This is a genomic window from Nonomuraea guangzhouensis (assembly GCF_019396345.1).
Taxonomy (GTDB): Bacteria; Actinomycetota; Actinomycetes; order Streptosporangiales; family Streptosporangiaceae; genus Nonomuraea; species Nonomuraea guangzhouensis.
The window spans coordinates 44,095-62,251 of record NZ_JAHKRM010000003.1 but is presented as its reverse complement, the minus strand read 5'-3'; the positions used below and the strand labels follow the sequence as shown (position 1 = coordinate 62,251).

Sequence of the window (18,157 nt, the reverse complement as noted above, 5' to 3'; positions counted from 1 at the left end):
ATTCTCGCTGCGTGATAGACACGCGGCGGCTGCGTACGTTGCGCGCGGTGGCCGACCATGGCACGGTCACCGCCGCGGCCGCCGCACTGCACCTCACCCCCTCGGCCGTCTCCCAGCAGCTCGGGGCGCTGGAGCACGAGGTGGGCCACCGGCTGTTCACCCGCGACGCGCGCGGCGTCCGCCTGACCGCGGTCGGCCAGATCATGCTCACCCACGCCAACGAGGTGCTCGCCCAGCTCGAACGCGCCGAAGCCGAGATCGCCGCCTACAGCACGGGCGCGGCGGGCGAGGTGACCGTCGCCTGCTTCGCCACCGCGATCAGCGCCGTGCTCTCCCCCGCCATCACCGCCCTGCGCACCGGCTCCCCGGGGCTGCGGATACGGGTGCTCGACGCCGAGGGCGACCACAGCCTGACCATGCTGCTCGACGACCGGGCCGACCTGGCCATCGCGGTGGAGTATCGCGGCGCCCCGGACGCGGCCGATCCCCGCCTGCACCGATCCGCCCTGTACGCGGAGCCGTTCGACCTGGTGCTCCCCCAGGATCACCCGCTGGCGGGCGCCGGCGGCCCGCCCCCGGCCGATGCGGTCCGGCTCGGCGATCTCGCCGGCGAGACGTGGATCGGGCCCTATCCCGGCAACCCCGTCCACGACGTGATCACCTTCGCCTGCGAGCAGGCGGGCTTCTCACCGAACTTCGCCCACTGCTCCGACGACTTCCGCGCCGTGGTGGCACTGGTCGGCGCCGGTGCGGGCGTGGCCCTGGTGCCCAGACTGGCCCTCCGCGACATGGTGCTGCCGGGCGTCGCAGTACGTCAGACGCCGGGGCCCGAGCGGCGGGTCTTCGCGGCCGTGCGGCGCGGTGCCGAGGCTCATCCTCTTCTCCGGCCGCTGCTCGGCACCCTGCACACGATCGCCGATTCCCTCGGGGCCGGGTGAGACGCATGGGCGTGCCGTACCGGAAGCTGTTCGGTCTGCCGGGTGTTACGGCGCAGGCCGTCCTCGGGTTCCTGGCCCAGCTCACGCAGCAGGTCGCGCCGGTGGGGATCGTGCTGGTGGTGCAGGCGTCGAGCGGCTCGCTGGTGCTGGCGGGGCTGGCCGCGGCGGCGTTCGCCATCGGCGCGGGGATGGCCAGGCCCGTCCAGGGGCGCGCCATCGACCGGCGAGGGCCGCGAGGGGTGCTGGCCGTCAGCGCGTTGGCGCACGTCACGGCCCTGATCGCGGTGGTGGCCGGCGCCGGTGCCGGGTGGCCGGGGTGGACGATCGTGGCGCTGGCCTGGACGGCCGGGGCCGGACTGCCGCCGGTCTCGGTGACCATGCGCGTCGAGTTGGGCGCCCGCCTGGCCACGGAGGGCCGTACCGCCGCCTACAGCCTCGTGTACCTGGTGCAGGAGCTGGCCATGCTCACCGGCCCGCTGCTGTTAGGGGTGCTGATCGCGCTGGCGTCGGCGTCGCTGGCGCTGGGTGTGGTGGCCGTCGCCGCGGGGGCGGGCACGCTGGCCTTCTCCCGGGCGCTGCGGGTCACCGGTCCCTCGCGGTCGGCGGGGCGGGGACGGGTGTTCCGGCATCTCGGGATGCGGTTGCTGCTCGTCGTGATGGTGCTGCTCGGCGGGGCCATCGGGGCGCTGGACGTCGGGGTGCCCGCTCTAGCGGCGGCCCGGGGCATTCCGGCCGCGACGGGCCTGCTGGTGGCGGCGCTGTCGCTGGGCGGCGTGGCCGGGGCGGCCGTCTACGGCGCCCGCCGGTGGACGGCCGCTCCCGCGCGCCGGCTGACCGGGCTGCTGCTGGTCTTCGGTCTCGCGCTGGGGCCGCTGGTGCTGGTGTCGGCGCTGCCGCTGTTCTGGGTGGTGCTCTTCGCCGGGGGTCTGATGCTCAACCCGGCGCTGACGACCACGTCGCTGCTGGTGGACGAGCTCGCGCCGGGGGCGCAGGCGGAGGCGTTCGGGTGGGTGTCGACGGCGGCGAGCGTGGGGGCCGCGGCGGGGTCGGGGGTGGCCGGGGTGGTGGGGCAGGAGTTCGGGCCGTCGATGCCGTTCCTGGTGGCCGCCGGTTTCGCCGGCCTGGGCGCGGCCCTGTCGACCCTCCTCCTCGGACCCACCGGCCGCCCCTGACAGGACCGTCGGGCCGCAGGCGATCGCCTCAGGAAGCGGTCCAGGCACGAGCGCAGGTGATCGCCTCGGTGAAGCGGGTCAGGCGCGGGCGCGGGTGATCGCCTCGGTGAAGCGGGTGTGCCTGGCCAGTTCGCCCTTCACCGGCTCCAGTACGTACTCGGCGCCGACCTGGGCGATGGCCGACCGCAGGTCCTTCGCCACCCGGCGCGCCCGGCGCTGCCCGCCCGCCCAGGCCGCCAGCCGGGACAGCAACGCGATCAGCACTCCGGCCAGCGCGCCCCCGCCGAGCAGCACCGTCGGCCACGGCACCACGCCCAGCGTCGGCAGGGGCGGCTGGGGCAGGCGCAGATAGTCCATGCCGAACAGCACCCCCAGCCACAGCCCACCGGCGACCATGACGGCGAACACCAGCCACTGCAGCATCCCCACCGCCCGCCACCACCTCGGCCGCCTGGTCGCGCCGAGCGAGGTCGTCGCCACCGCCCGGTCCACGGCGTCGGCCAGCTCTCCGGCCCGCGACCGCGCCGCCTGCCGTACCGCCGCCGCCCACACCCCGTCCAGGTCACTCGCCGCCGCCTCGCCGACGTCGCGGATGGCGGTCTCGACCTGTGCCTTCTGCACGGCCGAAGCGACCGGGACGGACGTACGGCCGACGATCTCCAGGTCGCGTGACGTGCCGATGCGCAGCCTGCGCAACGGGTCGGGCCGGAACCGCCGGACCCACTTGGTGACGGGCCAGCCGGTCGCCACCACGGCCCGGTGCCGGTGCCCCTTCCGCACGGCCGCCACGACCAGCGGCACCCCGGCGGCCTCGGAGAGCGCGGCGGTGAGCGGCTTCCCCAACCCGGCCACCGCGCCGGCGTCCGGGAGCGGCGCGGCGGACCGGTCGGCCAGGTGGTCGGCGGACTGGTCGGCCAGGTGGTCGGCGGCGGCGGACACGTCGGCGGACAGACGGGCGGACCAGGAGCGGCGCTCGGCCACCCGCTCCGCCAGGAGCGCGCGCAGCTCGGCCAGGCCCGCACCCGTACGCGCGGAGGCACCGAGGATCGGCACCCCCGTCAGCCCGTCGTCGTCCAGGAGGCGGCGCAGGTCACGCAGGCACCGGTCCACCGCGTCGGGCGGCAGGCGGTCGATCTGGTTGAGCACCACCACCATCACGTCCCGGTGCCCGGCCAGCGGGCGCAGGTAGCGCTCATGCACCGCCGCGTCGGCGTACTTCTGCGGGTCCAGCACCCACACCAGCAGATCCACGAGCTCCACCAGCCGGTCGACCTCCAGGCGGTGCGCCAGCCGGATGGAGTCATGGTCGGGGAGATCTAGCAGGATAAGTCCGGAAAAGTCGGGCCCGACGGCGGCCGGAGCATGCCGTTGGGGGATCTCCAGCCAGTCGAGCAGCGGACCCGCCCCCGCCCCGTCCCACAGCGCCGCCTGCGCGGTCGACGTGGTCGGCCGGGTGACGCCCACCGCCGCGAGCTCGTCCCCGGCCAGCGCGTTGAACAAAGACGACTTCCCGCTTCCAGTGGCCCCGGCCAACGCCGCCACGGTGTGATCCACCGACAGGCTGCGCCGTACACCGGCCCGTTCCGCCACCGCCCGCGCCTGGGACACCACGTCGGCCGGCAGCCGCCCCTCGGCCAGCTCGGCCGCCTCCAGCAGCGCGGCCAGCCGGGAGTCCAGCGACGGCCCCTCCTTACGACGCAGCAGCTTCACGAGCCCTCACCTTCAGCGAGACCTTCGGCCGGCCCCTCAGCCGGACCTTCGGCGTCGGAGACCGGAGCCGTGCCCGACGGCAGTTCGGTGCGATGGGCGCGGACCGCCTGGGCGGCCTCCCGCAGGGCGCCCGCCGCCCCGGCCGGTGGCTCGACCGCCGCCAGCAGCTCGGTGAACCGCCCGGCCTCCTCCTCCAGCAGTCTCCGCACCCGTTCGCGCAGATCCTCGCGCGCCTTGACGGTCAGCGTCCGCACCGCCTGATCACCGAACACCGCCTCCAGCAGCTTCTGCGACAGCACACTCGTCCCACCCGCGATCCCGACCTCGATCCCGGTCAACCCACCCGTAGAGGCGAACACGGCCAGCATCAGCAGCAAACCTGCCCCATTCACCCCGAAGGAGGCGATCCGGGCCGTAGTCCGTTTCTCGGCGCCTTCGTGGCGTACCAGGTCGAGGACGTACTCCTGCCATCCCCGCACCGCCGCCGAGGCCCGTTTGCTCAGGTCGGGGGAGGTCCGGCCCAGCCGGGCCGCTTCCACCGCGCCGACGTTGGCGATGATCCCGGGACCGCCGGGCGCGGCCGACCAGCCCTCGAGGCTGCGTTCGGCGGCGGCGTCGGCGGCGCCTCTGATCAGCGTCTCGACGCCACTCTCCAGCGCGTCGCGCAGCGAGTCGGCGGGCACCCGCCCGGTGAAGAAGCCGACGACCCGGTCACGCAGCCAGCCCACCCGGCTCTCCAGCGAGCGCATCAGGTCGCCGGTGCCGATGAAGTCCTGCCAGCGGGCCAGCACCTCGCCGCGGAGCAGCGACCCGTCGCGCATGCCCTCGTCGAAGTCGGCCAGCCCGCCCGAGTAGGCCCCCGACACGATGGACCGCAGCGCGTCGAACCCGGCCTGCTGCCGCGTGACCGCGTCGGCCAGCAGCGGCACCCGCGTGACCAGGCTGTGGAGCGCCCCGGACAGCGTCTGCCTGACGACCCGGGACCGTTCGGCCGCGTCGGCGGCCAGTTCGGACAGCCACGCGGAGATGGGCGACACCAGTGCGGCGGGCAGCCGCGCCTTCTCCGACGGCAGTGCCGCCTCGGGCACGGTGAACAGCCGGGTGCCGGCGAGACCGTTCTCGACCAGCAGGCGTTCGAGATCGCGGGTGACGGGCTCGACGGCCTCGGCGGGCACGCGGTCGAGCACGAGGGCGAGCGCCGTGCTGCGTTCGCGCGCCGAGCGCAGGAAGCTCCACGGCACCTCGTCGGCGTAACGGGCGGCGGTGGTGACGAACAACCACAGATCGGCGGCGGCCAGCAGTTGCGCGGCCAGCTCGCGGTTCGCGGTCACCACCGAGTCGATGTCGGGCGCGTCGAGCAGCGCCAGCCCCGCGGCGAGCGACGGAGAGGTGACCACCCGCAGCGCTCCGACGGCCGATCCGGTGCCGCGGGACAGCCCGGGCAGGACGTTCTGGCCCATGAACCAGTCGCGGTCGGCCGGGCTCACCACCAGCGTCGGCACCAGCGTGGTGGGCCGCAGCACGCCGGGCTCGGCGACGTCGGCCCCGACCAGCGAGTTGACCAGCGTCGACTTGCCCGCCCCGGTGGAGCCGCCGACCACGGCGAGCAACGGCGCGTCGATGGCCCGCAGCCGGGGCAGCAGGTAGTCGTCGAGCTGGCCGGTGAGCTCCTTGAGCGCGCGCCGGTCGTCGGCGGCCGCACCGATCTCGAGCGGGAACAGCTCGCCATCGAGCCGGTGGCGCAACTCCTCCAACGCGCCCAGCAGATCCATAGGACCACGCTAGCCCGCCGGTGGCTCCCGCAGCACATAACCGACGCTACGCAGCGTGTGGATGAGCCTGGGCTCGACGTCGTCGACCTTGCGCCGTAGGTAGGAGACGTACGACTCGACCACACCGGCGTCGCCGCCGAAGTCGTAGTTCCAGACGTGGTCGAGGATCTGCGCCTTGGACAGCACCCGCCCGGCGTTGGACATGAAGTAGTGCAGCAGCTTGAACTCCGTCGGCGACAGCCGTACCTGCCGCCCGTTGCGCCAGACCTCGCGGGCCTCCTCGTCCAGCTCCAGGTCGGCGACCTGGAGGCGGCTCGCGGGCGCGTTCTCCCCGCGCGTACGCCGGAGCACCGCGCGGATCCTGGCCTGGACCTCTTCCAGGCTGAACGGCTTGGTCACGTAGTCGTCGCCCACCCCCAGCCCGAGGATCTTGTCCTCGGTGGCGTCACGGGCGGTCAGGAACAGCACCGGCACGCCGATCCGCTTGGCCACCTCGAACCCGTCGAGATCGGGCAGCATGACGTCCAGCACGACCAGATCCGGCGTGGTCCGCTCGGCCACCTCGACGGCCTCGTAGCCGTCGGCGGCGGTCAGCACCTCGAAGCCGGAGAAGCGCAGGCTCGCGGACAGAAGGTCCCGGATGCTGGGTTCGTCGTCCACCACCATGATCAGCGCCTCGGGTTTAGTCACCTACCCAGAGTGACTCAGGAGGCTGAGGAATAGCTGAATGCTCACTCCAAGGCGAGTGGGAGTTCGACCCGGAACGTGGAGCCCTGGCCGGGCGCGCTGTCGAGCAGCACCGTGCCGCCGTGCGCCTTTACCAGCGCCTGCACGATGGCCAGGCCGAGCCCGCTGCCCCGGTCGTCGCCCGAACGCTGGCGCGACCTGGCCGAGTCGGCCCGGTAGAACCGCTCGAACACCCGCTCGACCTGCTCGGGCGTGAGCCCGGGCCCCTTGTCGGCCACTTCCAGGAACGCCGTGTCCTCCCCCGCCCCGACTCGTATCGTCACCGGGGTGGCCGGCTCGGTGTGGGTCAGGGCGTTGGTCATGAGGTTGGTGACCACCTGGCGCAGCCGTACCTCGTCGCCGGAGACGATCAGCGCCGCGCCGCCGACGACGTCCAGGCTGATCACCCGGTCGGGCGCCAGGATGCGCGCTTCGTGCACCGCGTCGGCGGCCAGCGCCAGCATGTCGACCGGCCGCATGCGCAACGGGCGCTGCTGGTCGACGCGGGCGAGCAGCAGCAGGTCGTCCACGAGCAGGCTCATCCGGCCCGCGGCCTTCTCCACGCGCTGCATCAGCTCGGCGGCGTCGGCCTTCGGGTTCTGCCTGGCGTACTCGGCGAAACCGCGGATCGAGGTGAGCGGGGTGCGCAGCTCGTGCGAGGCGTCGCCGACGAACTGGCGCATCCGGTCCTCGGAGCGGCGGGCGGCCGCCTCGGAGGCGGACCTGGCGGTGAAGGCGGCCTCGATCTGCGCGAGCATCCCGTTGAGCGACAGGGCCAGGCGGCCCACCTCCGTACGCGGGTCGCCGGTCGGCACCCGGCGGCCGAGCTCGCCGCCCGCGATGGCCTCGGCGGTGCTCTCGATCTCGGTCAGCGGGCGCATGCTGCGCCGGACCATCGCGACGCCCACGACGGCGAGGATGAGCAGGATGCCGCCGCCGCCCAGGATCTCGATGAGGCCGAGCCGCCGGGTGATGTCCCTGACCTCTTCCAGGTCGGCCGCGATCACGTACTCGCCCGCCGGTGCCGAGGCCTGCAGCACCCGCCACTCGCCGTCGCCGCTGACCGCCCGCGTCGTGTAGAGCCCCGGTCCCGGTGACTGCGACAGCACCGGCCTGGGCCTTGCGTCCACGTCACGGTCGCCGAACACCGGGGTCAGCGTCCCGCCCGGCGGCTGCACCAGCACGATCGTGTCGGACTCGATCAACGCCATCTTGTCGTTGGTCTCCTTGCCCCGCTCCCGCTTCTCCTGGTCGTGCTTGAGCTTGTTCTCCACGCGTACGGCGAGCAGCTGGATCTGGCTGTCGACGCGGTTCATCAGGTAGCCGTGCAGCACGGAGACGCTCACTACGCCGATGAAGGTCAGCCCGAGGCCGAGCAGTGCCAGCATGGCGGCGATCAGCTTGATCCTGAGCGGCAGACCGCGCATCACGGACTCGGCGGCAGCCGCAGGACGTATCCGACACCACGCAACGTGTGAATGAGCCGCGGGTTGCGGTTGTCGATCTTACGGCGGAGCACCGACACGTAGGACTCGACGATCCCGACCTCGCCTCTGAAGTCGTAGTCCCAGACGTGGTCGAGGATCTGCGGCTTCGACAGCACCCGGCCCGCGTTCGTCATGAAGTACCGCAGCAGCTTGAACTCGGTCGGCGACAGCGACACGGCGTTGCCGCCGCGCCACACCTCGTGGCTCTCCTCGTCGAGCTCGATGTCGGCGAACGTCAGCCTGGGCGGCGGCGCCTGCGACTCTCCACTGGTACGGCGGAGCACCGCGTGGATCCTGGCGACCACCTCTTCGAGGCTGAACGGCTTGGTGACGTAGTCGTCGCCGCCGATCGTCAGCCCGCGGATCTTGTCCTCGGTCTCGTCGCGGGCGGTCAGGAAGACCACCGGCACGTGCACGCCCCCGCCGCGCAGCCGCCGTACGATCTCGAATCCGTCGAGGTCGGGCAGCATGACGTCGAGCACGACCAGGTCGGGACGGTGCCGTTGAACAGCGGTGACGGCGTCCAGGCCGTTCTTGACCGTGGACACGTCGAAACCCGCGAACCTCAGGCTCGCGGCGAGGAGTTCGAGGATGTTGGGGTCGTCCTCGACGATCAGCAGTCGCGCTTCCATCATCTCCAAGCATGCACTCAACGGACGAGTGCTGGGACAATTCCGGCGATGTGCCTGGCAATCGCCAGGCTGGAGGTGGCCGCGGGAGACGGCGCGTTGCGGACCAGCACGACCCTGCCCTGAACGTCCACCGCGAAGTCGTCGACCAACCGGCCGTCCTTCGCCACGGCCTGGGCGCGTACGCCGCCCTCGGTTCGCCGCAGGTCGGAGGCGGTGAGCTCGGGTACGTAGCGGCGCGCGGCCCGGACGAAGGCCCCCTTGACCAGCGAGCCGTGGACCTCCTTGACCCCGGTGCGCCAGTGCTGCCGGGCCATGCGCAGCGTGCCCGGCCAGCGCAGAATCTGCCAGGAATTACGGAGGTTCGTTCCCCGGTAACCCTCATACGCGAGCGCCAGCACCGCGTTCGGCCCGACCAGGACCTCACCGTCGATGTGTCTGGTCAGATGCACGCCCAGGAACGGGTACCGAGGGTCGGGCACCGGGTAGATCAGGCCGCGCACCAGGTCCTTGGCCGCCCCTTCTAGCGCGTAGTACTCGCCCCTGAACGGCACGATCCTGATGTCGCCCGGCCGTCCCGCCATTTTGGCCACCGCGTCGGTGCTCAATCCCGCGCAGATCACCAGCCGGTCGAAGGCGAACCGCCGCCCGGCGGCCAGCACCTCGACGCCCTTGAAGGTCTCCCTGATCGCCCTGACCGGGTGCCCGAGCCGTACCGAACCGCCCAGCTCGGCCACGTCGAGCGCGAGCCGGCGCGCGACGGCGGGGAAGTCGGCGATCGCGGTGTGCGGCGAGTGAACCGCGCCGACGCCGACCGCGTGCGGCTCGATCTCGCGCAGGGCGAGCGCGTCCAGCTCGGCGATGCCGGGGACGCCGTTCGCCCTGGCCCGCTCGGCCAGCGCCGCCAGCCGCGGCCGCTCGGCGCCGGTGCAGGCCACGACCAGCTTCCCGACCTCCTCGTACGGCAGGCGGTGGAGCGCGCAGTACTCCTTGAGCAGCGCGACGCCTTCGCGGCAGAGCCTGGCCTTGAGCGAGCCCGGCGGGTAGTAGATGCCCGCGTGGACGACGCCGCTGTTGTGGCCGGTCTGGTGCGCGCCGACGCTGTTCTCCTTTTCGAGGACGGTCACCTCGGCACCTCTGGTGGTGGCGAGCTCGCGGGCGACCGCCAGGCCGACGATGCCGGCCCCGATGACACCGATCTTCTCTGTCACGGCGCCAGTCTGCCTACTCTGCGGGGATTCAGATGCCCTTCAGCGGCAAGCCAGCGCAATGTATCCGAAACGGTGTCTTCTACCGGGCGCAGGGTGAGTTCCAGGTCCTTGAGCGTGGGGCCGTCGTCGGTGGGGACCAGGGTGAGCATGAAGTCGGCCGCGTCACGGGTGAGCGGGTAGTCGATGGGCACCAGCCGCTTGAGCCGGTCGAGCACCGCGGCCATCCCACGCAGCACACCACCGGGCATCCGGTAGGCCCGGCCCGCCCGCCCCGTCACCTCCGCGCATATTTCCGCCAACTCACCCCAGGTACGGAAATGTCCCCCAAGCAGGTAGCGGCGATCCCGGAGCCCAGGTGTGAAACAGCGGGCCAGCGCGACGGCCAGATCCCGGACGTCCAGCACGCTCACACCGCCCGGCACGACCGGCCACCCCCACCGCAGCCCGGCGCGGAGCCCCTCGTTGAGGGCGTCGAGCGTCGGCTGTCCCGGCCCGGCGATGCCGCCCGGATAGACGATGGTCACACCGCCCAGCTCCCTGGCGTACCGCTCGCCCTCGACCTTGGACCTGCCGTAGGCGTTCCTGGGGCTGGTCAGCGGGCTGTCGGCGGTGATGAGCGGCTCGGCGGGCGGCACGAACACCGCGATCGTGGAGACGTGCACGATCGGATCCAGCCCCAGCTCGGCGGCCTGTCCGAGCACGTTGCGCAGCCCGACGACGTTGGACCCGCGCAGGTCGGCCCCGTGCCCGGTGACCCCCATGTCGGCGGCGGCGTGCAGCACCGCGTCACACCCGTCCAGAGCCGCTCGTACGGCCGCCGCGTCGCGAATGTCCCCCTGATGCACCACCCACTCCCCGGCCCCCAACACCCGTCGCACCTTTTCCGGATTTCTCACCAAAAGGCAGGGCTCATGCCCGGCAGCGATCAGGGCCGCGACCGCGTGCGACCCGACGAACCCCGAGGCACCGCTCACCAGGACACGCATGCCCTGGAAGCTAGCGCTTACTTGGTTACGTCGGCAACCATGGCCGCGCTATTCGAAGGCCGCGACGTTGCGCTCCGCCCACTCGGCGAAGGTGCGGGGCGGGCGGCCGAGGAGCCGCTCGACATCGGCGCTGACACTCTGCTCGGCGGCCGACGGGGCGCCGAGGGCGCCGAGAGTGGCCTCCACGACCGGCTCGGGCATGTATCGCAGCATCTGGTCCCGCGCCTCCTCGCGGCTCTGCTCGACGAACCGCACCGGCTCGCCCAGGGCGTCCCCGATCGCCGTGGCCTGCTGCCGGGGTGAGATCGGCGCCGGTCCGGTCAGCGTGTAGATGCCGCCCTCGTGGCCCGGCTCGCGCAGGGCGACGGCGGCGACCTCGGCGATGTCGGCCGGATCGATGGCCGGCACCGCGGCGTCGCCGAACGGCGCCCGGACCGCCCGTTCCTCGCGGACCGAATCGGCCCATTGGAACGTGTTGGAGGCGAAGTTGCCCGGCCGCAGCATCGTCCATTCCAGGCCCGACTGCTTGACCGCGTCTTCCAGACGCGAGGGATGGCGTCCCGTGCCCACGCCATGCGAGGACAGCAACACGACCCGCCCGACGCCGGCCGCCCGCACGACGTTCATGACGGCACCGAGATCGCCGTTCGCCATGAAGTCGGGGGAGGTCAGCAAGAACAGCGCTTCAGCTCCTTGGATGGCGGGTTTGAGACTCGCCGGCTCGGCCAGGTCGGCCTGCCGGTGTCGCACCCCCATCGGCACGTCCGAGATCTTCCGTGACACCGCCGTCACCTGCTCGCCGCCCGCGACAAGCGCCTGCACGAGCGGCTGTCCGACGTTGCCCGTTGCTCCAGTCACCACAATCATGTTGGGAAGGTACTAGCGCCGTGATAGTAGGTACCTAGAGGAAAGTATTGGCGAGGAAGGCTGATTGTGACCAACGACACAGCTGTCGGCATCCCCCCGGAACAGGCATGTCCGATCGCCCCGGTGGTCGACATCGTCTTCAGCCGCTGGACCACGCCCATCCTGTGGGTGCTCAACGAATACGGGCGGCATCGGTTCGTGGAGCTGGAACGCCGGATCACCACCATCACGCCCAAGGTGCTGACCGATCGGCTGCGGCAGCTGGAACGCGACGGGCTCGTCGTACGCACCTACCACCCCGAGGTTCCGCCGCGAGTGGAGTACGAGATCACCGAATTGGGACGGAGCCTCTCGCCGGTGTTCGAAGCGCTCGCCAAGTGGTCGGTCAACATCGGCGAGGTCGAACAGGCCCGGCTGGACTACGACACCAGGAAGCCGGTCGGCGGCCAGGCCTCGCGCGGTCGTCCGCGCTAGCTTCTTGATCGCCTCATCGGCCATTGCGCAGCACCGCGGTGAAGCCTTCACCGCGGAGCGCCCTGTCGACGACCTCAATGGAGCGGGCCAGGCGGACCAGGCGTGGCCCTTCCTGGCGATAGACATCCAGCACCGCCTCGACGGTGTGAGGGGGAAGGCGGCCTTTAAGATCGACAGCCGCGCTTCTGTATCCGGCTCTTGCCGCTTCAACAGCTGAATTGACGTGATGAAGCGCCATCCTGGCCAGCGCGACCGGATGCCGGCGGAGCACCTCGTACGCCCGATAGTCGGGCGGCACCGCATCGAGCAGCCAAGCCACAGCCGAGGCCTCCCAGTCAGGAACGCTGGGTGGGCGGACCTCAGGCGGCCACTCCGGTGGGAGATACATAACGTCATCGTACTCACGTTCGATTGGCGGCATAGTCCTCGGCCGACAATAACAACAGCACTTATATAAGTGCTTATATGATGCGCTCATGGTCGATCCCCATGCACCCGATCCCACCCAGGAGAGCCTCTGGCGACCGCTGCGGCTTCTTCAGGCCTCCATGGACGCGGACATCGCCCGGATCTACGCCAAGAAGCGCATCACAGGGCTCAAGCCGAGCTTTGTGATGGAGCTGCTCCGACTGCACGCCGGCGGGCCGATGACCATCACCGAACTGGCCGAGTCGGTCAACCGGACGCATTCGGCACTCAGCCAGAAGGTGGCCGCGATGCGCGAGGCCGGCTGGGTCCAGACCGTCGAGGGTGACGACGCGCGCAGCAAGAAGGTGACGCTCACCGACGAGGCCCGCGGCATCGTCGGCCGTCTGGCGGCGGAGTGGCGGGCCACCGAGGCCGCCATCGCCGAGATCGAGGCCGAGATCCCCTATCCGCTCTCCCAGGTCGTCGCCGACATCGAGCAGGCCCTCGCGCGCAAGAGCTTCCACGACCGGATCGCCGAGAAGCTGGCAGAGGACCCCGCATGGGACTGAGGCACACGCTGCTCGACGTGGCCCCGCTACGATCATCACCGCCGTTCCGGCGGTTATGGATCAGCCAGGCCCTTTCCGGGTTCGGCAGCCAGATGACTCTCGTCGCCGTGCTGTTCCAGGTCTGGCAGACGACCGACAGCACCGCGTGGACCGGCGCCGTCGGCTTGGCGCAGGCGATTCCGCTCGTCGTGCTCGGGCTCTTCGCCGGATCGGTCGTGGACCGCGTGGATCGCCGCAAGCTCTGCCTGATCACCACCAGCGGGCATGCCGCGTGTTCGCTCCTTCTCGCACTTCAGGGCCTCTTCGGACATCTCCCGGTCGCCGGGGTTCTGGGGCTGGTGGTGATGCATTCCTGCTTCGGCGCTGTCGGGGGCCCGGCCTCGCGCACCTTCATCGCGCACCTTCTGCCCAAGCACCAGTTGGCCGCCGGATTGGCGCTGAGACGTATCGCCTTCCAGGGCGCCTTGCTGATCGGCCCCGCGCTGGGCGGGCTTGTCGTGGGTGAGCTGGGTGTCGCCGGTTGCTACTTGCTCGACGCGCTCACTTTCGTCGTGGCGCTCTACGGTGTGTTCGGTTTGCCACGGATGAGCCCCGGAGACGAGCCCGCCCGCCCCGGACTGCGCGGAGTGCTGGACGGCCTGGCCTTCCTGGCCGGCACTCCCGTCGTCCGCGGCGCCCTGCTCACGGATCTGGCCACCACCGTGCTGTCGATGCCGATCAGCCTGTTCCCCTTGATCAACGCGGAACGGTTCGGCGACAACCCGCGCACTCTCGGACTGTTCCTCACCGCCATCGCCGTTGGTGGCGTCGCGGCGTCCCTCTTCTCTGGGACATTCACCCGGCTTCCCCGGCCTGGCCTGGTCATGCTCGGCGGATCCGCCACATGGGGCGCCTCTCTGGCGCTGTTCGGCGTGTCGCCCCACCCGTGGGTCGGGCTGGCCTTCCTCGTCCTGGCCGGCGCCGCCGACACCGTCTCCGTGGTGTCCCGGAGCACCATCGTCCAGATGCACACCCCGAGCGGGCTGCTCGGTCGGGTCAGCGCCGCTGAACAGATCGTCGGGCAGGCCGGCCCCGACCTCGGCAATATGCGCGGGGGCCTCGTCGCGGACGCTACATCGGGAGCAGCGGCCCTGGTCAGCGGCGGCTTGCTCTGCCTCGGCGCCGTCGCCGCGGTGGGAGCCACCACGCCGGACCTGCGCCGGTCCTCAGCGACACCTCCAGTCGGACCGCATGAGCAAGGGAGTGACGGCGCCTTGGCATCGGGTACGCAATGAGGCCGCTCGTTCGAGCCCCGTCGCTGCCTTGTCCGCCAGACCGGCATGGCGGTAAGCGGGGACGGCGCAGGTCGCGGTCTCGGCGGCGAGCAGGTGGTGACCGAGCTGGGCGAGGGCATCGGTGGCGCCCGAGAGTGCCTCGCCATCGGCGTGTTCGAGCCCATGGGCCGCTCTCACCAGCACGCGGCTCATGGGTGTGTCGAGTGCGGTGTCGAGCTCGTCGAGCCGGTGGAGATCGCCCTCTCCGCCGAGACGGAGCACATCGTAGCGGGCCATCGCCTCGACGCTGGGAAGTCCGATGCCGCAGGCCAGGCCGGCCGCGTACCGGGCGGCACTCACCGCGTCAGCGAGCCGGCCCTCCGCCGCCAGCGTCCAGGCGTTGCCGAGCACGATCCACGGGGAGAAGAGCCGGTTGGCCTCATTGCCTGTTTGGTCGGCGCGGTCCATCCAGGCTCGCGCGTCGTCCGCCGCGCCGCCCAGCGCGGTGGCCGTGGCCAGCCCGGTCATGAAGAGGTGGGTGAGCCGGAGGGTGTCGCGGCCGTCGAGCGCGTTGATCGCTTCCCTCAGGGATCGGCCGGCGTCGGCCGGTCTGCCCTGCGCGCATTCCACGAGCCCACGGAGACCGAGGTGGCCGGCCGACATCATCGGGCTCTGCCCGGACAGCACCTGCCGATACCCGTCGTCCGAGACGCTCCATGCCGCGTCCAGCTCACCCATGGCCAGGTACGCCAGAGACCGGGCGACGCCGAGCTCGACCACGCCCCAGGGCAGCTCCGCCTGGCGCGCTTCGGCCAGGGCCGACCCCCGCTCGTGATAGCCGGTGGCGGCCATGGCCCGCCCGAGGAAGCCCGCGGCCGCCGTGGCCGCCGCGGTGGCCCAGATGAGGGCCTGCGCACTCGCCGAGTCCGAGGCCAGCAGCCGGTCGGCGACATCCAGCACGGCCGTGCAGCGCCCGTCGAACAGCAGGATCCAGGTGCGGATCCCTTCGGCCAGATCCTCCCCCGGCCGGCCGCGCAGGAGATCCAGCGTCTGCTCGGCGGCGACGGCGTCGCCGTTGCCCCAGTACATGGTCTCGGCTCGGGCGAGGGCCCACGGGAGCAGCTCGTCACCGGGCGGGGGCTGCTCCGGTAGCACGGCTGCCGCCTCGGCGCTGCGGCCACGGTATTCGAGCACCTCGGCCAGCAGCGCGTCGGCGTCCACGGAGGGCTCGGCGTCTCTGGCGGCTCGCGCGAGGCGTTCGGCCAAGGCGAGATCCGCCCGGTTGATGGCCTGGCGGGCGCCGGTCCGTACGATGTCGGGACGTACCACAGCGCCGCCCTCGACCTGCCAGAGCGCGGCCCGCAGCAGGTCGTCGCGACGGCGCAGCGGGGTGTCCAGCAGCGCGCCCGCGAGCCGCCACCACAGCTGCCGGGCGCGGCCGGCCGATAATCGGGCACGCAGCACCTCACCGTAGAGCGGGTGCGCGAGCCGCACCTGGACGCGGTTGCCCACGCGCCCGGACACGGCCAATCCGTGTGCCTCGGCTTCGTCGATGGACGCCGGATCCACCAGCTGTGCCAGCAGCGCCAGCGGGAGCGGCTCGCCACACGCCAGCAGCTCCAGCACCATCGGGGTTCGCGGGCCGAGCGGGCGCAGGCGATCGGCGAGCAACTGCTGGATCGCGCCACGGGGACGGTAGTCACCCGCGAGGTGCCACACGCCATGCGTCTGGCGCAGTGCGTGGTCGGTGATGGCCGTCGACAGCAGCTCGCGTAGCGCGAGCGGGTTTCCCGCCGCGAGGTCGCCCAGCCGGCGCCGGGTGACCCCGTCGACGTCCCCCATGAGGGTGTGGTCGAGGAGCCGGTCCACGGCAGCCGCCGGCAGGCTCCCGAGGTCGAGCCACGGCGCCTGGCCGTCCTTCCACAACGTCGTGATCGTGTCGGGGACGGGCGCTCCCGCGCGGCAGGTCGCCACCACGAAGGCCAGGTGCTGGGCCGCGAGATGGCCGATCAGGGCCGCCGATCCCGGATCGAGCAGATGCGCGTCGTCGACGCCGATGACCACCCGCTGATCCCGGCCGTACTCCCGTATCCGCGCGGCCGCCGCCGCCAGCAGCGGCAACGCATGGTCTGCCGGAATCCGGTCGGTGGGAAGCAGGTTGGCCACCGCGCCGAACGGGATCGCGGCCAGCGAACCCGTCGCCGCCACCCATTCGGTGCGGCAGCCCCGCGCCTGCGCCAGGATCTCCCGGGCCAGCCGGGTCTTGCCGATGCCCGCCTCGCCCGAGATCACCACGCCCTTCGCGGCACCCCGCCGCAGACACGACCGGATCGTGTCCAGCTCTTCGTCCCGCCCCACGAAAGGCCAGCTCTCTGCGGGCTCTCCTTGATGCGCCGGTACGGGCCCCACCAGCGGCACCGCGGTGGCCTCCTGCCCGTTCTCCATGAGGATCGACCGCTGCAGCTCTCGCAGCCACTGCCCCGGCTCCAGCCCCAGCTCGGTCCGCAGGACGCGACGCGCCCGCTGGTAGGCCTCCAGCGCCTCGGCGCGCCGCCCGCACCGGTCCAAGGCCGTCATCAGCAGGGCCCAGCGCCGTTCCCGCAGCGGGTTCTCCCGCACCAGGCGATCCAGCTCCTCGACGAGGTCGGCGTGCCAGCCCAGCCGCAGCCGCGCGTCGGCATGGTCCTCGACCGCCCCCAGCCGCAGTTGCCCCAGCTGGGTCGCCCGCCCCTCCACCCACCGGGTAGGCGGCACATCCGCCAGCACCGGCTCGGGGGTGTGCCACACGGCCAGCGCCCGGCCCAGCCCCGCCGCGGCGCTCTCCAGACGGCCCGCCTCCAGCTCGCGCCGCCCTGACGCCACACCTCGTTCGAACACCACCGCGTCGATATCGCCGTCGTCGGCGGCGAGGAGCTCATAGCCGCGCCGTCGCCCGGCCAGGACGTCGCGGCCGACGAGCCGGCGCAACCGCGTGACGTACGCGGCGATCGTGTTGGTCGCTGTTCTCGGTGGCCGCTCACCCCACACCGCGTCCACCAGCCTGTCCGTGCTCACCACTCGCCCGGCCTCGACCAGGAGCACCGCCAGGACCACCCGCTGCTGCTCGGCGGCCACCCGTGCCCACCTGTCGCCTGTGCGGACCTGTAACGGACCTAGCATCCGAAACCGCATCGCCCCGCGCCTCCCCATCCGACACCGCCGCGAACATTTCGTCAGAAGACGGCGTGCGGATGACGAGCGGAGTCATCGCCACGTCATGGCTACGTCATGCCAGCTCCGTAGCGTCCCCGGCAGTCAGGTGATCGCGCCGACTCAACCGAGGAAGGAAGAATGCTCATGAAGATCCGCCGGCAACACCGATCCCAGGTAGTCATCGCCCGAACCGCTCTGACGCGTGTCCTGAGCGTGCTCGTGCTCGCCGTCGGCCTCGGCACGGCGGTAGCGGCGCAGACCTCCACGGCGGCCTCCGCCGCGCGGTGCAACACGGCCGCGCACGTGTACGTCAACGGGGGATACATCAAGTACGAGACCGATCCCATCGACGGCCCCGTCGCCGACCTCACCGTCCGAAACGGCCAAAGGTACAACGTCGGCGGCAACGGCATCACCCCGGACGAAGACCCCTTCTGGGCCTTCTACCGCGTGTCCGACGGTGCCCACGTGTCCACCATCATCGGCAACCGGACCGGCGGCAACTGCGTGTCCAACCAGAAGACGTTCGTCTCCTCATTGACGCCCGACACGTACATCATGCGGGCCTACTACTACGGCGGAAACAGCGGCAAGACCATCTCCGGCCAGGCCCAGCTCCGCATGATCGTGCTGCCCGCGCTCAGCGCCACCGCCCAGCAATCAGGTACCGCGGATCTCGACAAGGCATCGCGATAGCCCATCACTAGCCAGACCGCCGTCCCTCTCATGGTTCGAGGGGCGGCGGTCTGACGTGATCGACAGA

General features: G+C 71.6%; 16 protein-coding genes. 6 read left to right on the top strand and 10 right to left on the bottom strand.

Annotated features, from left to right (window positions below):
* The first annotated feature begins 11 nt into the window (after positions 1 to 11).
* Positions 12 to 938 (top strand): LysR family transcriptional regulator, encoded by a 927-nt coding sequence (locus KME78_RS06070; protein ID WP_219527778.1) that lies wholly within the window; start codon positions 12 to 14, stop codon positions 936 to 938.
* A 5-nt stretch (positions 939 to 943) separates the two neighbouring features.
* Positions 944 to 2,110: an MFS transporter gene (locus KME78_RS06065; RefSeq protein WP_219527777.1), complete on the top strand. Its 1,167-nt coding sequence runs from the start codon at positions 944 to 946 to the stop codon at positions 2,108 to 2,110.
* 78 nt (positions 2,111 to 2,188) lie between these two features.
* Here the strand turns inward: KME78_RS06065 and KME78_RS06060 are convergent, their stop codons facing one another.
* The 8 genes from KME78_RS06060 to KME78_RS06025 form a co-directional block, all read right to left on the bottom strand.
* Positions 2,189 to 3,820, bottom strand: coding sequence for a GTPase (locus KME78_RS06060; RefSeq protein ID WP_219527776.1), 1,632 nt, complete (start codon positions 3,818 to 3,820; stop codon positions 2,189 to 2,191).
* Positions 3,817 to 5,592, bottom strand: coding sequence for a GTPase family protein (locus KME78_RS06055; protein ID WP_246650544.1), 1,776 nt, complete (start codon positions 5,590 to 5,592; stop codon positions 3,817 to 3,819). The genes KME78_RS06060 and KME78_RS06055 overlap by 4 nt, the downstream gene beginning before the upstream one ends.
* 9 nt (positions 5,593 to 5,601) lie before the next feature.
* On the bottom strand, positions 5,602 to 6,258 hold the full coding sequence (locus KME78_RS06050; protein WP_246650632.1) for a response regulator transcription factor: 657 nt from the start codon (positions 6,256 to 6,258) through the stop codon (positions 5,602 to 5,604).
* Positions 6,259 to 6,323: 65 nt separating this feature from the next.
* The gene (locus KME78_RS06045) at positions 6,324 to 7,745 is read right to left on the bottom strand and encodes a sensor histidine kinase (protein ID WP_219527774.1); all 1,422 of its coding nucleotides are present in this window, start codon (positions 7,743 to 7,745) and stop codon (positions 6,324 to 6,326) included.
* Positions 7,745 to 8,440: a response regulator transcription factor gene (locus tag KME78_RS06040; RefSeq protein ID WP_214644281.1), complete on the bottom strand. Its 696-nt coding sequence runs from the start codon at positions 8,438 to 8,440 to the stop codon at positions 7,745 to 7,747. Before KME78_RS06040 ends, KME78_RS06045 begins: the two co-directional genes overlap by 1 nt.
* A gap of 14 nt (positions 8,441 to 8,454) precedes the next feature.
* Complete coding sequence (lhgD, locus tag KME78_RS06035; RefSeq protein WP_308126826.1) at positions 8,455 to 9,645, bottom strand: L-2-hydroxyglutarate dehydrogenase; 1,191 nt, start codon at positions 9,643 to 9,645, stop codon at positions 8,455 to 8,457.
* Positions 9,642 to 10,631 carry an NAD-dependent epimerase/dehydratase family protein gene (locus KME78_RS06030; RefSeq protein WP_219527773.1) on the bottom strand — a complete coding sequence of 330 codons (990 nt, stop codon included), beginning with the start codon at positions 10,629 to 10,631 and terminating at the stop codon, positions 9,642 to 9,644. The genes lhgD and KME78_RS06030 overlap by 4 nt, the downstream gene beginning before the upstream one ends.
* Positions 10,632 to 10,679: 48 nt before the next feature.
* Positions 10,680 to 11,498, bottom strand: a complete 819-nt coding sequence (locus tag KME78_RS06025; RefSeq protein ID WP_219527772.1) for an NAD(P)H-binding protein — start codon at positions 11,496 to 11,498, stop codon at positions 10,680 to 10,682.
* Positions 11,499 to 11,564: 66 nt separating this feature from the next.
* On the opposite strand from KME78_RS06025, the gene KME78_RS06020 reads away from it, so the two are divergent.
* A complete protein-coding gene (locus KME78_RS06020) occupies positions 11,565 to 11,972 on the top strand; it encodes a winged helix-turn-helix transcriptional regulator (protein WP_308126825.1) in 408 nt (135 codons plus the stop codon).
* Between the two features lie 13 nt (positions 11,973 to 11,985).
* Here the strand turns inward: KME78_RS06020 and KME78_RS06015 are convergent, their stop codons facing one another.
* Positions 11,986 to 12,291: a hypothetical protein gene (locus tag KME78_RS06015; protein WP_308126824.1), complete on the bottom strand. Its 306-nt coding sequence runs from the start codon at positions 12,289 to 12,291 to the stop codon at positions 11,986 to 11,988.
* Positions 12,292 to 12,448: 157 nt separating this feature from the next.
* Between KME78_RS06015 and KME78_RS06010 the strand changes: the two genes are divergently transcribed.
* Entirely contained in the window at positions 12,449 to 12,949 is a 501-nt protein-coding gene (locus KME78_RS06010) for a MarR family winged helix-turn-helix transcriptional regulator (RefSeq protein WP_219527770.1), read from the top strand.
* Positions 12,940 to 14,223 carry an MFS transporter gene (locus KME78_RS06005; protein ID WP_219527769.1) on the top strand — a complete coding sequence of 428 codons (1,284 nt, stop codon included), beginning with the start codon at positions 12,940 to 12,942 and terminating at the stop codon, positions 14,221 to 14,223. Before KME78_RS06010 ends, KME78_RS06005 begins: the two co-directional genes overlap by 10 nt.
* Here the strand turns inward: KME78_RS06005 and KME78_RS06000 are convergent.
* The gene (locus KME78_RS06000; RefSeq protein WP_219527768.1) at positions 14,155 to 17,316 is read right to left on the bottom strand and encodes an ATP-binding protein; all 3,162 of its coding nucleotides are present in this window, start codon (positions 17,314 to 17,316) and stop codon (positions 14,155 to 14,157) included. The genes KME78_RS06005 and KME78_RS06000 overlap by 69 nt on opposite strands.
* A gap of 216 nt (positions 17,317 to 17,532) precedes the next feature.
* On the opposite strand from KME78_RS06000, the gene KME78_RS05995 reads away from it, so the two are divergent.
* Positions 17,533 to 18,090, top strand: a complete 558-nt coding sequence (locus tag KME78_RS05995; protein ID WP_219527767.1) for a hypothetical protein — start codon at positions 17,533 to 17,535, stop codon at positions 18,088 to 18,090.
* Positions 18,091 to 18,157: the final 67 nt, after the last annotated feature.

Excerpts from the sequence above, each read along its gene's own strand:
- KME78_RS06045 (WP_219527774.1), bottom strand. The coding sequence starts at position 7,745 with ATGCGCGGTCTGCCGCTCAGGATCAAGCTGATCGCCGCCATGCTGGCA.
- KME78_RS06030 (WP_219527773.1), bottom strand. The coding sequence starts at position 10,631 with ATGCGTGTCCTGGTGAGCGGTGCCTCGGGGTTCGTCGGGTCGCACGCG.
- KME78_RS06065 (WP_219527777.1), top strand. The coding sequence starts at position 944 with ATGGGCGTGCCGTACCGGAAGCTGTTCGGTCTGCCGGGTGTTACGGCG.
- KME78_RS06010 (WP_219527770.1), top strand. The coding sequence starts at position 12,449 with ATGGTCGATCCCCATGCACCCGATCCCACCCAGGAGAGCCTCTGGCGA.
- KME78_RS06040 (WP_214644281.1), bottom strand. The coding sequence starts at position 8,440 with ATGATGGAAGCGCGACTGCTGATCGTCGAGGACGACCCCAACATCCTC.
- KME78_RS06055 (WP_246650544.1), bottom strand. The coding sequence starts at position 5,592 with ATGGATCTGCTGGGCGCGTTGGAGGAGTTGCGCCACCGGCTCGATGGC.
- KME78_RS05995 (WP_219527767.1), top strand. The coding sequence starts at position 17,533 with ATGCTCATGAAGATCCGCCGGCAACACCGATCCCAGGTAGTCATCGCC.
- KME78_RS06025 (WP_219527772.1), bottom strand. The coding sequence starts at position 11,498 with ATGATTGTGGTGACTGGAGCAACGGGCAACGTCGGACAGCCGCTCGTG.
- KME78_RS06005 (WP_219527769.1), top strand. The coding sequence starts at position 12,940 with ATGGGACTGAGGCACACGCTGCTCGACGTGGCCCCGCTACGATCATCA.
- KME78_RS06050 (WP_246650632.1), bottom strand. The coding sequence starts at position 6,258 with ATGGTGGTGGACGACGAACCCAGCATCCGGGACCTTCTGTCCGCGAGC.